This is a genomic window from Streptomyces sp. NPDC001714 (assembly GCF_042892755.1).
Taxonomy (GTDB): domain Bacteria; phylum Actinomycetota; class Actinomycetes; order Streptomycetales; family Streptomycetaceae; genus Streptomyces.
Window position 1 is genome coordinate 1 of sequence record NZ_JBIAUL010000024.1, and the last position, 17,851, is coordinate 17,851.

The following is a 17,851-nucleotide window of genomic DNA, read 5'->3' on the forward strand; positions in this document are numbered from 1 at the left end:
TGGCTCGGCGTCGACTGCCTCTGGCTGCCGCCCTTCTTCAAGTCCCCGCTGCGGGACGGCGGCTACGACGTCTCCGACTACACCGCCGTACTCCCCGAGTTCGGTGACCTCGCCGACTTCGTGGAGTTCGTCGACGCCGCCCACCAGCGCGGCATGCGCGTCATCATCGACTTCGTCATGAACCACACCAGCGACCAGCACCCGTGGTTCCAGGAGTCGCGCAGGGACCCCGACGGGCCGTACGGCGACTACTACGTCTGGGCGGACGACGACAAGCAGTACCAGGACGCGCGGATCATCTTCGTCGACACCGAGGTCTCCAACTGGACGTACGATCCGGTCCGCAAGCAGTACTACTGGCACCGGTTCTTCTCGCACCAGCCGGACCTCAACTACGAGAACCCGGCCGTCCAGGAGGAGATCCTCTCCGCGCTGCGCTTCTGGCTGGACCTGGGTATCGACGGCTTCCGCCTCGACGCGGTGCCCTACCTCTACCAGCGTGAGGGCACCAACTGCGAGAACCTGCCCGCGACCCACGACTTCCTGAAGCGGGTGCGCAAGGAGATCGACACCCAGTACCCGGACACCGTGCTGCTGGCCGAGGCGAACCAGTGGCCGGAGGACGTCGTCGACTACTTCGGCGACTACCGCAGCGGCGGGGACGAGTGCCACATGGCGTTCCATTTCCCGGTCATGCCGCGGATCTTCATGGCGGTGCGCCGGGAATCCCGCTACCCCGTCTCGGAGATCCTCGCCAAGACCCCCGCCATCCCCTCCGGCTGCCAGTGGGGCATCTTCCTGCGCAACCACGACGAGCTGACCCTGGAAATGGTCACCGACGAGGAACGCGACTACATGTGGGCCGAATACGCGAAGGACCCGCGTATGCGCGCCAACATCGGCATCCGCCGCCGCCTCGCCACCCTCCTCGACAACGACCGCAACCAGATCGAGCTCTTCACCGCCCTGCTGCTGTCCCTGCCCGGCTCGCCGATCCTCTACTACGGCGACGAGATCGGCATGGGCGACAACATCTGGCTCGGCGACCGGGACGCGGTCCGCACCCCCATGCAGTGGACCCCCGACCGCAACGCCGGCTTCTCCTCCTGCGACCCGGGACGGCTCTACCTGCCGGCCATCATGGACCCCGTCTACGGCTACCAGGTCACCAACGTCGAGGCCTCCATGTCCTCGCCGTCGTCCCTGCTGCACTGGACCCGCCGCATGATCGAGATCCGCAAGCAGAATCCTGCCTTCGGACTGGGGTCCTACACCGAACTGCAGTCCTCCAACCCGGCGGTGATCGCGTTCCTGCGGGAGTACGAGGACGACCTCGTCCTGTGCGTGCACAACTTCTCCCGCTTCGCGCAGCCCACCGAGTTGGACCTCAGGCAGTTCAACGGCCGGCATCCGGTCGAGCTGTTCGGCGGGGTGCGGTTCCCGGCGGTCGGCGAACTGCCGTACCTGCTCACCCTCGCCGGGCACGGCTTCTACTGGTTCCGGCTGCGCGCGGAGCCGGCCTAGCGGGCGGCTGGTGAAGTCCGCTGCGGTTCGGCAGCGCCCCGAAGGGGCGCTGGGGGTCCTCCCGGCCGAAGGCTGGGGGAGGAACTGCGCGACCAGCCCCCACCGGGCCGCGGTCAACGTAGCGGCACAGCCAGCGGAGCGCTCATGCACAGTCCACCCCGGGCGGCGCCGGTTGGTTTCCTCCGGCCCGCCCGGGGCACGCATCACTAACGCCCCCGACGACCGGGGAAAGGACGTACCGCCATGGCGGAAACGGTCAGCCCCTCCACTCCCGCTCTCCTCGCCTCGCTCGACCCCTTGCTGCGCGAGTGGCTGCCCCGGCAGCGCTGGTTCGCCGGCAAGGGCTCCCCGGTCACCGGCTTCTCCCCGGTGGCCGAGACCGAACTCCTGCCCTCGGACGGCCGGCTGGGCCTGCACCATCTGCTGGTCCGTGCCCACCAGCCGCCCGCCCCCGCCGAGGCCGGCGACTGCTACCAGCTCCTCATAGGTGTGCGCGAGGCGCTGCCGCCCCGGCTGGCGCCCGCGCTGATCGGCCACCTGGCCGACGGCCCGCTGGCCGGGCACACGGTCTACGACGCCCTGTACGACCCCCGGCCCGCCGAGCTCCTCCTGGAGGCCCTGCGCACCCGGGCCCGGATCGGCGCTCTGCGCTTCGAGCGCGAGCCGGGCCAGGAGATACGCGACGGGCTGGTGGCCCGGCTGATGACCGGCGAGCAGTCCAACTCCTCGGTCGTCTACGGAGATACGTTCATCCTGAAGCTGTTGCGCCGGGTCGTGCCCGGCGTCAACCCCGATCTGGAGATACCCCTGGCCCTGGCCCGCGAGGGCTGCGCCCGGGTGCCCGCCCCGACGGCCTGGCTGCGGACGGAGCTGGCCGGGGAACCGTATGTCCTGGCCGTCCTCCAGCCCTTCGTGCGCGGCGCCACCGACGGCTGGGAGCTGGCCCTGCGCGAGCTGGCCAAGGGCGAGGACTTCACGGCCGAGGCGCGGGCGCTGGGGCGGGCCACCGCCGAGGTGCACACGGCGCTGGCCCGGGCGCTGCCGACCGCCACCCTCGGGCACAGCCAACTGGAGTCGCAGGTCGCGGGCATGACCGAGCGGCTGGAAGCGGCCGTGCAGGCGGTCCCCGCGCTGCGGCCGTACGAGGACGGGCTGCGGTCCGCCTACACCGCGCTGGCCGACCTGGCCGCCGAGGGCCGCACCTGGACCGCCCAGCGGGTCCACGGCGACCTGCACCTGGGACAGTGCCTGCGGGCGCCGTCCGGTCAGTGGTCGCTGATCGACTTCGAGGGGGAGCCGGCCCGCCCGCTGGCCGAGCGCCGGATGCCGCAGCCGCCGGCGCGGGACATCGCCGGGATGCTGCGCTCCTTCGACTACGCGGCCCACTCGGTGACCCCGGCGGCCCCCGGCTGGGCGCGCGGGTGCCGGGCGGCCTACTGTGCCGGCTACGCCGAGATCGCCGGCGTCGACCCGCGCACCGACCCCGTCCTGCTGCGGGCCTACGAGACCGACAAGGCCGTCTACGAGGTCGTCTACGAGGCCCGGCACCGCCCTGACTGGCTGCCCGTCCCGCTGTCGGCCGTACACCGCCTGGCCACCCCCGACCCGACCTGATCCCCGGGAGACGCGTCCGTGACCTCCAACAACCCCGTGTCCGTAGCCGACGGCGACCGCGAACGGCTGCTGCACGGCACCCACCACGACCCGCACTCGGTGCTGGGCGCGCATCCGGTCCCGGGCGGGATCGCCGTCCGCGCCTTCCGCCCGTACGCCCGCACGGTGACGGCCGTAGCGGGCAGTGATCTGCGGGCCGAACTGCACGACGACGGCGACGGCTTCTTCTCCGCCCTGCTCCCCCTCTCCGACGTGCCGCTCTACCGGCTGCTGGTGGAGTACGACGGGACGGTCCAGGAGACCGAGGACGCGTACCGCTTCCTGCCCACCCTCGGCGACCTGGACCTGCACCTGATCGGCGAGGGCCGGCACGAACGGCTGTGGGAGGCGCTCGGCGCGCATCCGACCGTCCACCAGGGCGTGCCGGGCACCCGGTTCACGGTGTGGGCGCCGAACGCGCGGGGCGTACGGGTGGCCGGCGGGTTCAACTTCTGGGACGGCGCCGGGTCGCCGATGCGCTCGCTCGGCTCCTCGGGGATCTGGGAGCTGTTCCTGCCGGGCATCGGCGAAGGCGAGCTGTACAAGTTCGAGATCACCCGCCCGGACGGCTCCCGCACGCTGCGGGCGGATCCGATGGCCCGGCGTACCGAGGTCCCGCCGAACACGTCGTCGATCGTCCACGCGTCCCGCCACGAGTGGTCCGACGCGGAGTGGATGGCGCACCGCGGCGACACCCCCGTGCACGAGGCGCCCTTCTCGGTGTACGAGGTGCACCTGCCGTCCTGGCGCCCCGGCCTGACCTACCGCGAACTGGCGGCGCAACTGCCCGCCTACGTCAGCGACCTGGGCTTCACGCACGTGGAGCTGATGCCGGTCGCCGAGCACCCCTTCGGTGGTTCCTGGGGCTACCAGGTCACCGGCTTCTACGCGCCGACGGCCCGGCTCGGCACCCCCGACGACTTCAAGTTCCTGGTCGACGCGCTGCACCGGGCGGGCATCGGCGTCCTGATGGACTGGGTGCCGGCGCACTTCCCGCGGGACGACTGGGCGCTCGCGGAGTTCGACGGCCGCCCGCTGTACGAGCACGCCGACCCGCTGCGGGCCGCGCATCCCGACTGGGGCACCCTGGAGTTCGACTTCGGCCGCCGCGAGGTGCGCAACTTCCTGGTGGCGAACGCCGTGTACTGGTGCGAGGAGTTCCACATCGACGGGCTGCGGGTGGACGCGGTCGCCTCGATGCTCTACCTCGACTACTCGCGCGAGCCGGGCCAGTGGACGCCGAACGAGCACGGCGGCCGGGAGAACCTGGACGCGGTGGCGTTCCTCCAGGAGATGAACGCGACCGTCTACCGCCGCACCCCGGGCGTCGTCACCATCGCCGAGGAGTCGACGGCCTGGGAGGGCGTGACCCGCCCCACCGACGGCGGCGGTCTCGGCTTCGGCCTGAAGTGGAACATGGGCTGGATGCACGACTCGCTGGAGTACATGTCCCACGAGCCCGTCCACCGCAGGTACCACCACCACGAGATGACCTTCTCGATGGTCTACGCGTACAGCGAGAACTACGTCCTGCCCATCTCCCACGACGAGGTCGTGCACGGCAAGCGCTCGCTCGTCTCGAAGATGCCCGGCGACTGGTGGCAGCAACGCGCCAACGACCGTGCCTACCTGGCCTTCATGTGGGCCCACCCCGGCAAGCAGCTCCTCTTCATGGGCCAGGAGTTCGCGCAGGGCGCGGAGTGGTCGGAGGCGCACGGCCCGGACTGGTGGCTGCTCGACCCGGAGTACGGCGCTGCGGCCGACCACCGGGGCGTGCGGGACCTGGTCCGCGACCTCAACTCGGTGTACCGGGCGACCCCTGCCCTGTGGCAGCGGGACACGGCACCCGCCGGTTTCCAGTGGATCGTCGGGGACGCGGCGGAGGACAACGTCTTCGCGTTCCTCCGCCTGGACGCCGAGGGCACGCCGCTCCTCGCCGTCTCCAACCTCTCCCCCGTGGTCCGCGACTACCGCCTGGGCGTCCCTGAGGAGATCCCCGCCTGGCACGAGACCCTCAACACCGACCTGGCCCGCTACGGCGGCAGCGACGTCACCAACCCCGACCCGGTCAAACCGGAGCCCCAGGGCAGCCACGGCCGCCCCGCGAGCATCCGGCTGACCCTGCCGCCGCTGGCTACGGTGTGGCTGCGGCCTGCCTGAGCCCGTCCGGCAGGCCGCCGGTGTACAGCACCCCCAGCCGCTGGGTGGCCCGGGTCAGGGCCACGTACAGGTCGCTGGTGCCGTAGCGGTCCGGTTCCACCACCAGGACCGAGTCGAACTCCAGCCCCTTGGCCTGGCGCGGGTCGAGCAGGACGACGGTCCGCGTCAGGTCGGGGTCGGTGCCGGCGGTGACGCCGTCCAGGCGGGCGGCGAGGGTGCGGTGCAGGTCGCGGGGGGCGATCACGGCCAGGCGGCCCTCCGCCGGGGTGAGTTCGGCGACCGCCTTCTCGACGGCGCCGGGCAGGTCGTCGTACGCCTGCCGGATCCACGGCCGTACGCCCGTCGAGCGGACCGAGCTCGGGGGCTCGAAGTCCGGGTGCTGCGCGCGGACCACGGCCGCCGCGAGGTCCATGATCTCGGACGGGGTGCGGTAGTTGACGCCGAGGCGGGTGTGCTCCCAGCGGTCCTGCACGTACGGCTGGAGGATGTCCGCCCAGGAGCCGACGCCGGCCGCCTCCGCGGTCTGGGCCGGGTCGCCGACCAGGGTCATGGAGCGGGTCGGGCTGCGGCGCATCAGCAGGCGCCAGGCCATCGGGGAGAGTTCCTGCGCCTCGTCCACGATGATGTGGCCGAACGCCCAGGTGCGGTCGGCCGCCGCGCGCTCGGCCGCGCTGCGGAAGTCCTCCTCCTCCTGGCGCTCGGCGAACCGCTCGGCGTCGATGATGTCGTGCGCGGACAGCACCTCGGAGGCCTCGGGGTCGCTGTCCTCCTTGTCGTCGAACTCGTAGGTGCGGGAGGCGTAGGAGACGTCGAGGACGCCCTGGGCGTAGGCGATCTGGGTCTCGCGCTCCCGCTCGGCGCGGGCCCGCGCGACCCGCTCGTCCACACCGAGGAGCTCCGCCGCCTCGTCGAGCAGCGGCACGTCCGAGACCGTCCAGGCCCGGGTCACCGGGCGGCGGACCGCGGCCGCGTCCTCGTCGCTCAGGTACCCCTCGGGGCCGGCGAGGAAGTCGGCGACCAGACGCTGCGGGGTCAGCCGCGGCCACAGCTGGTCGACGGCGGACCAGACCTCGGGGTTCTCGGCGAGATCGTCGCGGATCTGGGTGATGTCGGAGGCGTCGAGCAGGCTGCTGCCGTCGAAGGGGTCGGTGCCCACGCGTTCGGCGTAGAGGTCGGTGAGGGTGTTGAGGATGTGGCCCTCGAAGTGCTCGCGGGCCACGTTGTGCGGGAGCCGGGCGGCGCGGGTGCGCTCGCGGGCCATGTTCACCAGGCCGTCGTCGAGCATCAGCACCTCGCGGTCGTGTTCGACGGTGAGGACGGGGTCGGGCAGCGCCTGCCGGTCGCGTACGACGGCGGCGAGCACGTCGGCCATGTCGGCACGGCCCTTCACGGCGGCCGCCTCGGGGGTGTCGGACGCCGTCGCCTTCACGCCCGGGAACAGCTCGCCGACCGTCGCCAGCAGCACACCCGTCTCGCCCAGCGAGGGCAGCACCTCGCCGATGTAGCCGAGGAAGGCGGGGTTGGGGCCGACGATCAGGACGGCCCGCTTGGCGAGCAGTTCCCGGTACTCGTAGAGAAGGAAGGCGGCGCGGTGCAGCGCGACCGCCGTCTTGCCCGTCCCGGGACCGCCCTCGACCACCAGGACCCCGCGGTACGGCGCCCGGATGATCTCGTCCTGCTCGGCCTGGATGGTCTGCACGATGTCGGTCATCCGGCCGGTGCGGGCCGAGTTGAGCGCGGCGAGCAGCACCGCGTCGCCGGACGGGTCCTCGTGGCCGGTGCGCTCCCGGTCGCCGAGGTCGAGGATCTCGTCGTGCAGGGCGGCGACCCGGCGGCCGTCGGTGGCGATGTGCCGGCGGCGCCGCAGGCCCATCGGGGTGTGCCCGGTGGCCAGGTAGAAGGGGCGGGCGACCTCGGCACGCCAGTCGACGAGGACCGGGGTGCGCTCGGCGTCGTCCAGACGCAGCCCGATCCGTCCGATGTGGTGCTTGGTACCGGACGTCAGGTCGATGCGGCCGAAGCACAGCGAGCCGTCCACGGCGTTCAGCGCGGCGAGCAGCCCGGACCGCTCGGCGACCAGGATGTCCCGCTCCAGGCGGGCCTGCATCGGCTTGTCGCCGAGGGCGAGGGCGTCCGCGACCGAGTCCTCGGTGTCGCCGCGCAGAGCGTCCACCCGCGCGTACAGTCCGTCGATGAATTCCTGCTCATGGCGCAATTCATCGTCCGGAAATTCGGTGTTTGACAATTCCACTCCAGCCCGGATATACTGTGCCCACTGAACTTCTCCGCGACTTCATCGATTTCACCTCGACCTGAAGTCGCGAACTCTTGAATATACGCAAAGAAATCCCCCGGACGCAATTGTCCGGGGGATTCTTCGTATTATCGGTCGGTTCAGCCCAGTACGTCGGACAGTTCTTCCAGCAGCCGTCGCTTGGGCCGGGCGCCCACCATCGACCGCACCGGCTCGCCGCCCCGGAACACCATGAACGTCGGCATCGACAGCACCTTGTAGGCGTTCGTCGTCTCCGGATTGGTGTCCACGTCCAGCTGCACCACCTTCAGCCGCTCCCCCTCCTCCGCCGCGAGCGCCGTGAGCACGGGGCCCATCTGCCGGCACGGCGGGCACCAGTCGGCGGTGAACTCCACCAGCACCGGCAGCTCCGCCCCGATCACCTCCGCCGCGAAGTCGGCGTCCGTCACCTCGGCCACACCCGCTGCCTTGATCATCGCCCGGTCCCTCCCAGTTCACAGGTCGGCTCCGGACCCCCCGGAACCAGCGCCTCGACGGCCAGTTCGTCCCGTGCCCGCTCAGCCCGCTCCAGCTGGGCCCCGACGGTCGCCCGCACGGCCTGCAACTCGCCGATCAGCGAGTCCAGCTCCGCCAGCTTGCGCCGGTAGACCGCGAGCGACGCCGGGCAGGTGTCGCCCTCGGGGTGCCCGGCCCGCAGGCACTCCACGAACGGCCGGGTCTCCTCCAGCTCGAACCCGAAGTCCTGCAGCGTCCGGATCTGCGTGAGCAGCCTCAGGTCGCTCTCGTCGTACGTCCGATGACCGTTTTCGGCCCGTCGCGCGGGCAGCAGCCCACGCGCCTCGTAGTACCGCAGGGCACGCGTGGTGGTCCCGGCCCGTGCGGCCAGCTCGCCGATTCGCATGTCTACGACGGTAAGACCTGACGCCGACGTCAAGACAAGCTCGGTTCGACCCCCGCGGACTCCTCGACCTCAAGCAGCGAGGCGCTGTGCCGCTCCTCGTCGAAGGCCCTGCGTCCGCCGCGCAGCCCGAACAGCCGCTTGGCGAGGGCGATGTAGAGCACGGCGAGGATGTTCAGCGCCAGGGTCGCGATCTTCAGATAGCTGACCTTCTCGGTGAGTTCCCAGATCTCCAGCGGCAGGAAGGCGGCGGTGGCGACCACCGTCAGATACTCCGCCCACCGCTTGGCGTACCAGAGCCCGACCGCCTCGACGAGTTCGATCAGCGCGTACGCCAGCAGCAGTCCGGCCACCAGCAGCAGCGTGGAGTGCTTGTAGCCGAAGGCCTTCTGGATGGACCCGACGACCGGCGAGTGGTCGAGGTCGTAGTGGAAGTGCCTGAAGACCGGCCGGAACGTGTCCAGGTACTCGTTGAAGAGCCTGCGCACCGCGTCCTGGCTGTTGCTGAACTTCCACACCGCGACCGCTACCAGCACGATGAACACCCCGCGCACGGCCCGCTCGATCGCCAGGAAGCGCAGGATGAACAGGTCCCGCAGCACCTTCCCGCGCGGCACCAGCGGGGCGTCGGCCGCCGGCCCCGAGCCGTGCGGCTCGCCGAGCACGAAGTCGCCGCACCGCAGACACCGCCAGGCCTCCCCGACCGCGGTCTGGGTGTGCAGCCGCACCCGCAGCCGCGGATCGTCCGGGGCATAGGTCACATGCCCCTTGCGTGCGCAGTGCCGACGGTCCCAGTCGATCGCCATCCCCCGTGCCTCCCCATACCGACGTGCCGTTCCTGTTGGACAGGAACGGCACGTTAGTGGATACGTCTGACAGGCGTGGCCGAGGGGTGGACCGGGCGGCTGGGCAACGGGGGGAGTTCCCAGCCGCCCGGAGCGGTGGCCGGACGGCCGGCCCGGGTTCAGGCCGAGCCGGACGTCCGGCGGCTTTCAGCGGGCCCGGGGCGTCGCGCCCCTTCAGGGGCGCTGGGGGTACCCCCGGCCGAAGGCTGGGGGAGGCGACCAGCCCCCATCGACCCGCGGCCGACGACGGCGCACTACGCCTTCGCCAGCTCCTCCCGCTGCTCGGGAAGGTCCGGCGCAACCACCGGCTCCCCCTCGTCGAGCAGCGTCGTCTCGTCGAACGGCAGGTCACCGGCGAGCACCTGCTGCATCCGGGCCGTGTCGATGTCCTTGGTCCAGGTACCGATCAGGACGGTGGCGACGGAGTTGCCCGCGAAGTTCGTCAGGGCGCGGGCCTCGCTCATGAAGCGGTCGATGCCGACGATCAGACCGACGCCGTCCACCAGCGCGGGCTTGTGCGACTGCAGACCGCCGGCCAGCGTGGCGAGCCCCGCACCGCTGACACCGGCCGCGCCCTTCGAGGCCAGCAGCAGGAAGAGCAGCAGCGGGATCTGCTCGCCGACCGACATCGGCGTGCCGAGGGCGTCGGCGATGTAGAGGGACGCCATGGTCATGTAGATCATGGTGCCGTCGAGGTTGAAGGAGTAGCCGGTCGGGACGGTGATACCGACCACGGCCTTGCTGACACCCAGGTGCTCCATCTTCGCGATGAGCCGCGGCAGCGCGGACTCGGAGGAGGAGGTGGACAGGATCAGCAGGAACTCACGGGCGAGGTACTTGAACAGCGTGAAGATGTTCAGCCCGGCGACGATCCGCAGCAGTGCTCCGAGCACGACGAAGACGAACAGCACGCAGGTCACGTAGAAGCCGAGCATCAGCACGGCGAGACTCTTGAGCGCGTCGAGCCCGGCGGAGCCGACGACGGCGGCGATGGCGCCGAACGCACCGATCGGCGCGGCCCACATGATCATGCCGAGGATGCGGAAGACGAGCCGCTGGATGTGCTCGATGCCGCGCAGCACGGGCTGGCCGACCGATCCCATGGCCTGCAGCGCGAACCCGGCGAGCAGCGCGATGAGCAGCGTCTGCAGCACCTGGCCCTCGGTGAAGGCGGAGACGAAGGTGGTCGGGATGATCGACAGTACGAAGTCGACCGGGCCGAGCGCCTCGGAGTCGACCTGGCTGTGTCCGGTGGCCTTGAGGGCGTTGGTGAGGTGCAGCCCGTCACCGGGGTGCAGGATGTTGCCGACCACCAGACCGATGCCCAGCGCGACCAGGGACATCACCAGGAAGTAGCCGAGCGCGATACCGCCCACGGCACCGACCTTGGCGGCCTTCCGCACGGACCCGATCCCGAGCACGATCGTGCAGAAGATGATCGGCGAGATCATCATCTTGATCAGGTTGACGAAGCCGGTTCCGAGCGGCTTCAGCTCGACCCCGGCGTCGGGCCAGACGAGCCCGACGACGATGCCGAGCGCCACCGCGGCGATCACGGCGATGTACAGGTAATGGGTGCGGTCCCGCTTCACTGCGGGTGCGGCAGGTGCCGTTTCGGGGGTGCTTGCTGCGGCCACGGCTGCCCTCCTTGACGTCTTCGTCGGCATCACCGGCGTGCGGCTCACGTCCGGGGGTTGTGGGGGATGCCGTGACTATCTCCCGTTCTGTGAGGGCGGTCACCCTTCCGTTCATTTAGTTCGCGCTTAACCCAGGGGGCACACTGCTGACATGCGTTTTCCGCCAGTCCCCCGCCCTCGCAGCCTGGCCGGCCAGCTCTTCGCCATGCAGGCCGTGCTGATAGCGGTGCTGGTCGCCGGTTACGCGCTGTTCACCTACGTCAGCGACCGCCACCAGGCGGAGGAGGCGGCGACCCGGCAGGCGACGGCGGTGGCCCACTCGGTCGCCGACGCCCCCTCGGTCCGCGCGGCCATCCACACCCCGAACCCCTCGGCGGAGCTCCAGCCCTACGCCCTCCAGGTGATGCGGGGCACCGAGGTCGACTTCATCACGATCATGACCCCGGACGGTATCCGCTGGACCCACCCCGAACAGAAGGAGATCGGCAAGCACTACCTGGGTCACATCGAGGAGGCCCAGCGGGGCCACACCTACAGCGAGACCTACAAGGGCACCCTCGGCGCCTCCGTGCGCACGGTGACCCCGGTGGAGGAGAACGGCCGGGTGATCGGCCTGGTGAGCGCAGGCATCAAGGTGGAGGCGATCAGCCAGCGGGCCCAGGAGCAGGTGACGGCGCTGCTCGGGGTGGCGGGGGGCGCGCTGCTGCTGGGCGCGCTGGGCACGTACGTCATCAACGCGCGGCTGCGCCGCCACACCCACGGCATGAACGCGGCGGAACTGAGCCACATGCACGACTATCACCAGGCGGCGCTGCACGCGGTGCGCGAGGGCCTGCTGATGCTGGACGGCCAGTACCGGGTGGCGCTGATCAACGACGGGGGGCGGGAGCTGCTGGGGGTGGGCGCCGAGGGGGACGTGGTCGGGCGGTCGGTGGCGGAGCTGGGCCTGCCGGCCCCGCTGACCGGCGCCCTACTGGCCTCCGAGCCCCGGGTGGACGAGGTGCACCTGACGGCGGACCGGGTCCTGGTGGTGAACACGTCCCCGGTGTCGGGGGGTGAGCGGCGGGGGACTGTGGTGACGTTGCGAGACGTCACCGAACTCCAGTCGCTCATGGGCGAGTTGGACTCCGAGCGAGGCTTCACGCAGGCGCTGCGCTCACAGGCGCACGAGGCGGCGAACCGCCTGCACACAGTCGTGTCGCTGATCGAACTCGGCCGGGCATCGGAGGCGGTCGACTTCGCGACGGCGGAGCTGGAGCTGGCGCAGGCGCTGACCGACCAGGTGGTGGCCGCGGTCAGCGAACCGGTTCTCGCCGCCCTGCTGCTGGGCAAGACCGCCCAGGCCAACGAGCGGGGCGTGGAGCTGGTGGTCTCGGACGAGAGCCGGCTGGATGACGGTTTGCTACCGGAGAGCCTGTCGGCGCGCGATCTGGTCACCATCCTCGGCAACCTGATCGACAACGCGGTGGACGCTGCCCAGGGAACGGCAGGGGCACGCGTGACGGTGACCGCGTACGCGGAGGACGCCGAGTTGGTGATGCGGGTGGCGGACACGGGCGCGGGGGTCGACCCCGCCCACGCCGAGCTGGTCTTCCAGCGCGGCTTCTCGACGAAGCCGGCGGGACCGGGCGGGCGGGGCCTGGGCCTGGCCCTGGTACGGCAGGCCGTCGTACGACTGGACGGCACCATGACGGTGACGGAGGCGCCGGAGGGCGGAGCGGTGTTCGAGGTACGGCTGCCGTTGCGGGCGTCGGTGACGGGAGGCGGGGCGCGATGACCGGGGAGCCGATCAGAGTCCTGGTCGTCGAGGACGACCCGGTGGCCGCGGACGCGCACGTCATGTACGTGGGCCGGGTGCCTGGGTTCGTGGCGGTGGGGAAGGCGCACACGGGAGCGGAGGCGCGCCGCATCCTGGACCGCACGCCGGTGGACCTGCTCCTCCTTGACCTGCACCTGCCGGACGTGCACGGCCTGCAGTTCGCGCGCTCGCTCCGGGCGGCGGGGCATCAGGCGGACGTCATAGCGGTGACGTCGGCACGGGACCTGGCGGTGGTCCGGGAGGGCGTCTCGCTGGGCGTGGTCCAGTACGTCCTGAAGCCGTTCACCTTCGCGACCCTCCGCGACCGGCTGACCCGCTACGCGGAGTTCCGCGCGGCGGCGGGGGAAGCGAGCGGCCAGGACGAGGTGGACCGCGCACTGGCCGCCCTGCGGGCACCGTCGCCGGCTGCCCTGCCGAAGGGCCTGAGTGCGCCGACCTTGGAGCGGGTGACGGTCGCGCTGCGGGAGTCGAGGGAGGGGCTCACCGCGGCGGCGCTCGCGGAGAGCGTGGGGATTTCGCGGATCACGGCTCGGCGGTATCTGGAGCATTTGGTCGAGGCGGGGCGGGCGGGGCGGAGTCCGTTGTACGGGCAGGTGGGGAGGCCGGAGTTGGTTTATCGGTGGGGGAAGCGGTGAGCCCTTCGGCTTGGGCGCGGGTTTGGGTGGCTTTGGTGGGGGCGTTGGCTCGGGTGTAGGCGTCGGCGGCTTGGAGGTAGTGGGCGCGGGCTTCGGCCTGGCGCTGAGCGTCCTGGTGGCTTATGGCCAGGTTCTGGAGAGTCCGGCCGGCCCGGTACCAGAAGTCCTCGAACTCCTCATAGACGCGCGACGCCTCGGCATACGCCTCCGCCTCGTCCTCCGCCCGGCCCGCATCCCGCAGTGCGCCTCCGGCGCCGCCGCACGCCCGCCCCCTGGATCACGACCTGAGCCCCGACCACCTCACGCAGAAAGACCCCTCCACGGAAGTCGGAGTGATCGCCCCCATACCCGGCAGCAGCGCTACCCGGCGCAGACCGCTCCATGGCCGCCGCAACCGCACCAGCAACCCGCGGATCGCCCCCGAGCAGCTCCGCAACCCGGTCGCCCCAGGCCTCCAACGCCTCCGGCGAGCCATCCACCGTCTCGGCCGGCACCCGCCCGGCATCCCCACCAGCCCCCTCGGCCAGGGCCGCCGGCAAAGCCGATAAAGCCGCTCTCATGCGCCGTTCCGTCCCCCGATGCCCCCTCATACGTGAGCATCAACGGCACGGCGTCAGGCCGGGCTCCGCCCCGGTCTCGCCGGCCTCATGTACAGCAGCACCTGCACCCCGAGCCCCACCACGGCCATCGCCTCCAGCACCGACAGCCCGACCAGCAACCCACCGCCGTCCCCGCCCGCCCAGAACACCACCAGCGCCGCCAGTGGCACCGCGCAGAACGCGGTCAGGTCGATCACGGCCTGGATCGTCTTGCGGGTCCGCCGCCGGACGTCGGTCCGGTGGTACGCCTCCCAGCCAAAGGTCGGGAATTCCCCACCCGCGGACGCCAGTCGGGCGAGCCGTGGCCCCAACTCGTCCCGCACGTAGTACCCGATCGCGGTGATCTTCTCGTCGTTGACCAGGTAGGTCCATCCGAGCACCACACACACCGGCGGCAACGCCAGCAGCATCGACGCCTGCTTCGCCTGCGCCGCCGCGGCGATGACGGCGGCCACCACCCCGAGCGTCACGTACAGCAGGTTGTCCCGGAACCCGATCCGCGCCTTCTGCTCGTCCTTGACCGTCTGGTACTCGGCGAGCAGCAACTGCCCGACGGTGACGCCTTGCTCCGGCATGCGAGCCCCTCCCCCGACGCCCCGGTCATCGCCCCGTAGCGTCGCACACATTCCCGATCACCGGTTGTCACGATACTGGGCGGAATCTTCCCGTCAGGGCAACGTTTTGTGGTGAGAACTCACGCCGTTCCGGGCATGCCGGAGCCCGCCGGGAATGGTGAGCCCACGCCTCCCACCAGTCGACGCCCGCCTCGCAGTCCGTCTTGGCACTACCTCGAGGGGGTGCCGGAGACACCCCCACCGTCGTCGTGCTGACCGCGCTCGCGCTGGAGTACGCCGCCGTACGCGCCCACTTCCCAGACCGGGAGGAACTCGTCGACGACGGCACCCGGGTCGAAGTAGGCGGGCTGCCCGGCACCGACTGGCAGGTCGCCCTCGCCGAACTGGGCGAGGGCACCAGAACCGCCGCCGCGCTCACCAGGGCTGCAGGCGAAGACCCCTTGTTCGGCCCGGTCACAGCGGAAGCGATCCAGATCGGCTTCGACACCATGAGTCACCATCGGCGAGCGGGAGTTCTGGTGCCGCGGCTACGGCAGCGAAGCGCTGCGGCTGCTCGTGGGCCACCTGTTCGGCGCGTACTGCCTGAACCGGCTTGAGCTGGACACCTGGAGCGGCAACGAGCGCGCCGTGCGTGCCTTCACCAGGCTGGGCTTCCGCGAGGAAGGCCGCCGCCGGTCGGCCGTGCTGGTGCGGGGTGAGCGCTATGACCGGGTGCTCTTTGGCATGCTCCGCGAGGAGTGGGAGGACCTCGCATGAGGTCGTCACGCCCCTGTACGCGCGGCCGGGCGCGGTGTTGGCCTTGGCGTGGTCGCGCTCAAGGTCTCCACGTACGGGGCGAGGGACGTCTCACCTACCCCCTCCACCTACCCCCTGCCTCAGCAAACCCCCGCACACTCATTGACCTGACTAGACCACTCCACTTACCTTCACCGGGCAGACAGACGAACCCCCAGGCCACAGCGCAGTGGCCGCCGAGGAGGTCGTGCCCGTGCGCCCCACCGCCGTCAGCATCGTTACCCTCGCCCTCGTCACCGCCGCCGCTTCGCTCACCGCGTGCAGCGGCGGATCCGGAAGCAGCCCCGACACCGTGAAGGTCTCCTTCAAGCAGTCGATGGACAACTCCGTCAAGGTGACCGACACGTATCTCGCGGACATCAAGAAGCAGTTCGAGAAGGAGTACCCGGGGAAGAAGGTCGAGCTCGTCCCGATCAAGGCCTCGGACGCGGACTACTACACCAAGCTGCAGCAGATGCTGCGGTCCCCGAGAACCGCTCCCGACCTCGTCTACGAGGACACCTTCCTCATCAACTCCGACATCACCAGCGGGTACCTGAAGCCCCTCGACTCCTACCTCGCCAAGTGGCAGGACTGGGGGCAGTTCATCGACACCGCGAAGTCCGCGGCCAGAGGTGAGGACGGGAAGACGTACGGCGTCCCGGACGGCACCGACACCCGCGGCCTCTGGTTCGACAAGCGGGTGTTCGAGAAGGCCGGTCTGCCCACCGACTGGCAGCCCAGGAACTGGGACGAGGTGCTCGCCGCCGCCCGGACGATAAAGAAGAAGGTCCCCGGCGTCACCCCCCTCAACGTCTACACCGGCAAGCCCGCCGGTGAGACCGCCAGCATGCAGGGCTTCGAGATGCTGCTGTACGGCACCAACGACGGGACCAGTGACCCGCTCTACGACAAGACGAGCAAGAAGTGGATCGCCGGGAGTCAGGGGTTCAAGGACGCGTTGTCGTTCGTCGAGACCGTGTACAAGGACAAGCTGGGACCGGACGTGTCCGACGCACTCGACCCCAACTACCGGAACACGGTCTGGGGTGAACTCATGCCCCAGGGCAAGCTGGGCATCAACCTCGACGGGTCCTGGCTTCCCCAGAACTGGCTCAAGGGCAGCGGTCACGAGTGGTCCGACTGGTCCCAGCAGCTCGGCCTCGCCTACATGCCGACCCAGCACGGTCAGGCCCCCGGCAAGGTGAGCATGTCCGGCGGCTGGACCTGGGCCGTTCCCGCCAAGGCCGGCAACCCCGACCTCGCCTTCGACTTCATCAAGACCATGCAGACCAAGGCGAACGCGGAGAAGTGGTACATCGCCAACTCGGGGATCGCCGTGCGGAAGGACGTCGCGAGCGACCCGTCGTACACGTCCGCCCAGCCCGGCATCAAGTTCTTCACCGATCTCGTCGCCAGTACGCACTACCGGCCCGCCTACACGGCCTACCCGAAGGTCTCCACCGCCGTCCAGGAGGCCATGGAGAGCGTGACCACCGGTGACGCTTCGGTCGACAAGGCGGCGAGTACCTACGATTCGACGCTCAAGGACGTCACCGACGGCCAAGTGGTCACCCAGTGAGTCAGCCAGCGAGTCGGTCGGTGAGTCACGCCGTGGTCACCCGTCGCGTCGCCCGCGCCCTCCCCCTCACCCCCGCCCTGGTCCTGCTCCTGCTCTTCCTGGGCGGGCCCATCGTCTACTGCGCCTGGATCGCCTTCACCGACCTCCAGCTCACCGGGCAGGCACACTCCTCCTTCGTCGGTTTCGCCAACTTCCGCAGGGCGTTCCACGACGACGCCTTCCTGAACGCCGTCTGGCTGACCCTCGTCTTCACCGTGCTGTCCTCGCTCGTCGGGCAGAACACCCTGGGCCTGGCGCTCGCCGCGCTGATGCGGCGGGCGTCGAAGCCCGTGCGGACGCTCACCGGAGGGATCGTGGTCACGGCGTGGGTGCTGCCGGAGGTCGTCGCCGGGTTTCTTCTCTACGCCTTCTTCCGCAGGGAGGGCACGCTCAACGCCATCCTCGATCTCCTTCATCTGCCGTCGCAGAACTGGCTGTTCACGCTGCCGATCCTGGCGGTGTCGTTCGCCAACGTGTGGCGGGGCACGGCCTTCTCGATGCTGGTCTACTCCGCCGCGCTCGACGAGATACCCAGCGAGATCGAGGAGTCGGCGGAGGTCGACGGCGCCGGCGGCTGGCGGCGGATGTGGCACATCACGCTCCCCATGATCCGGCGGTCCATCGGGACGAATCTGATGCTCAACACGCTGCAGACGCTCTCCGTCTTCGGGCTCATCTGGGTGATGACCCGTGGCGGGCCCGGCGACAAGAGCCAGACGCTGCCCCTCTTCATGTACGAACAGGCCTTCCAGAACAGCATGATCGGGTACGGGACGGCGGTCGCCCTGCTCCTTCTCCTGGTCGGTTCGCTCTTCTCCGTCGTCTACATGCGGCTCCTGCGCACGGAGGTGTGAACC

15 protein-coding genes are annotated in these 17,851 nt (G+C 70.4%); 8 read left to right on the forward strand and 7 right to left on the reverse strand.

Annotation, left to right across the window (positions count from 1 at the left end; translation table 11 throughout):
• The 3 genes from treS to glgB form a co-directional block, all read left to right on the forward strand.
• On the forward strand, nt 1–1,524 hold a 1,524-nt coding region (gene treS, locus ACFY0P_RS43145), incomplete at its 5' end, for a maltose alpha-D-glucosyltransferase (protein ID WP_388926763.1).
• Nucleotides 1,525–1,767: 243 nt separating this feature from the next.
• Nucleotides 1,768–3,138, forward strand: a complete 1,371-nt coding sequence (locus tag ACFY0P_RS43150) for a maltokinase (RefSeq protein WP_388926766.1) — start codon at nt 1,768–1,770, stop codon at nt 3,136–3,138.
• Between the two features lie 18 nt (nt 3,139–3,156).
• Entirely contained in the window at nt 3,157–5,337 is a 2,181-nt protein-coding gene (glgB, locus tag ACFY0P_RS43155) for a 1,4-alpha-glucan branching enzyme (RefSeq protein WP_388926769.1), read from the forward strand.
• Here the strand turns inward: glgB and ACFY0P_RS43160 are convergent.
• From ACFY0P_RS43160 to ACFY0P_RS43180, 5 genes are all read right to left on the reverse strand, one after another.
• Entirely contained in the window at nt 5,312–7,588 is a 2,277-nt protein-coding gene (locus ACFY0P_RS43160; RefSeq protein WP_388926772.1) for a HelD family protein, read from the reverse strand. The genes glgB and ACFY0P_RS43160 overlap by 26 nt on opposite strands.
• Nucleotides 7,589–7,731: 143 nt before the next feature.
• Nucleotides 7,732–8,049, reverse strand: coding sequence for a thioredoxin family protein (locus tag ACFY0P_RS43165; protein ID WP_388927089.1), 318 nt, complete (start codon nt 8,047–8,049; stop codon nt 7,732–7,734).
• A 14-nt stretch (nt 8,050–8,063) separates the two neighbouring features.
• The gene (locus tag ACFY0P_RS43170) at nt 8,064–8,492 is read right to left on the reverse strand and encodes a MerR family transcriptional regulator (RefSeq protein WP_388926774.1); all 429 of its coding nucleotides are present in this window, start codon (nt 8,490–8,492) and stop codon (nt 8,064–8,066) included.
• A gap of 29 nt (nt 8,493–8,521) precedes the next feature.
• On the reverse strand, nt 8,522–9,295 hold the full coding sequence (locus tag ACFY0P_RS43175; RefSeq protein WP_388926777.1) for a DUF2127 domain-containing protein: 774 nt from the start codon (nt 9,293–9,295) through the stop codon (nt 8,522–8,524).
• Between the two features lie 293 nt (nt 9,296–9,588).
• Complete coding sequence (locus tag ACFY0P_RS43180; protein ID WP_388927092.1) at nt 9,589–11,001, reverse strand: cation:dicarboxylate symporter family transporter; 1,413 nt, start codon at nt 10,999–11,001, stop codon at nt 9,589–9,591.
• A 121-nt stretch (nt 11,002–11,122) separates the two neighbouring features.
• On the opposite strand from ACFY0P_RS43180, the gene ACFY0P_RS43185 reads away from it, so the two are divergent.
• Both ACFY0P_RS43185 and ACFY0P_RS43190 read left to right on the forward strand, forming a co-directional pair.
• Complete coding sequence (locus ACFY0P_RS43185; RefSeq protein ID WP_388926780.1) at nt 11,123–12,748, forward strand: ATP-binding protein; 1,626 nt, start codon at nt 11,123–11,125, stop codon at nt 12,746–12,748.
• Nucleotides 12,745–13,425 carry a response regulator gene (locus tag ACFY0P_RS43190; RefSeq protein ID WP_388926783.1) on the forward strand — a complete coding sequence of 227 codons (681 nt, stop codon included), beginning with the start codon at nt 12,745–12,747 and terminating at the stop codon, nt 13,423–13,425. Before ACFY0P_RS43185 ends, ACFY0P_RS43190 begins: the two co-directional genes overlap by 4 nt.
• Before the next feature lie 613 nt (nt 13,426–14,038).
• Here the strand turns inward: ACFY0P_RS43190 and ACFY0P_RS43195 are convergent.
• Together ACFY0P_RS43195 and ACFY0P_RS43200 are read right to left on the reverse strand one after the other, a co-directional pair.
• On the reverse strand, nt 14,039–14,599 hold the full coding sequence (locus tag ACFY0P_RS43195; RefSeq protein WP_388926786.1) for a hypothetical protein: 561 nt from the start codon (nt 14,597–14,599) through the stop codon (nt 14,039–14,041).
• A gap of 209 nt (nt 14,600–14,808) precedes the next feature.
• Nucleotides 14,809–15,099 carry a hypothetical protein gene (locus tag ACFY0P_RS43200; RefSeq protein WP_388926789.1) on the reverse strand — a complete coding sequence of 97 codons (291 nt, stop codon included), beginning with the start codon at nt 15,097–15,099 and terminating at the stop codon, nt 14,809–14,811.
• 55 nt (nt 15,100–15,154) lie between these two features.
• Between ACFY0P_RS43200 and ACFY0P_RS43205 the strand changes: the two genes are divergently transcribed.
• The 3 genes from ACFY0P_RS43205 (at nt 15,155) to ACFY0P_RS43215 (ending at nt 17,848) form a co-directional block, all read left to right on the forward strand.
• On the forward strand, nt 15,155–15,355 hold the full coding sequence (locus tag ACFY0P_RS43205; protein WP_388926792.1) for a GNAT family N-acetyltransferase: 201 nt from the start codon (nt 15,155–15,157) through the stop codon (nt 15,353–15,355).
• Nucleotides 15,356–15,587: 232 nt separating this feature from the next.
• A complete protein-coding gene (locus ACFY0P_RS43210) occupies nt 15,588–16,955 on the forward strand; it encodes an extracellular solute-binding protein (RefSeq protein WP_388926795.1) in 1,368 nt (455 codons plus the stop codon).
• Entirely contained in the window at nt 16,952–17,848 is an 897-nt protein-coding gene (locus tag ACFY0P_RS43215; protein WP_388926797.1) for a carbohydrate ABC transporter permease, read from the forward strand. Before ACFY0P_RS43210 ends, ACFY0P_RS43215 begins: the two co-directional genes overlap by 4 nt.
• Nucleotides 17,849–17,851: the final 3 nt, after the last annotated feature.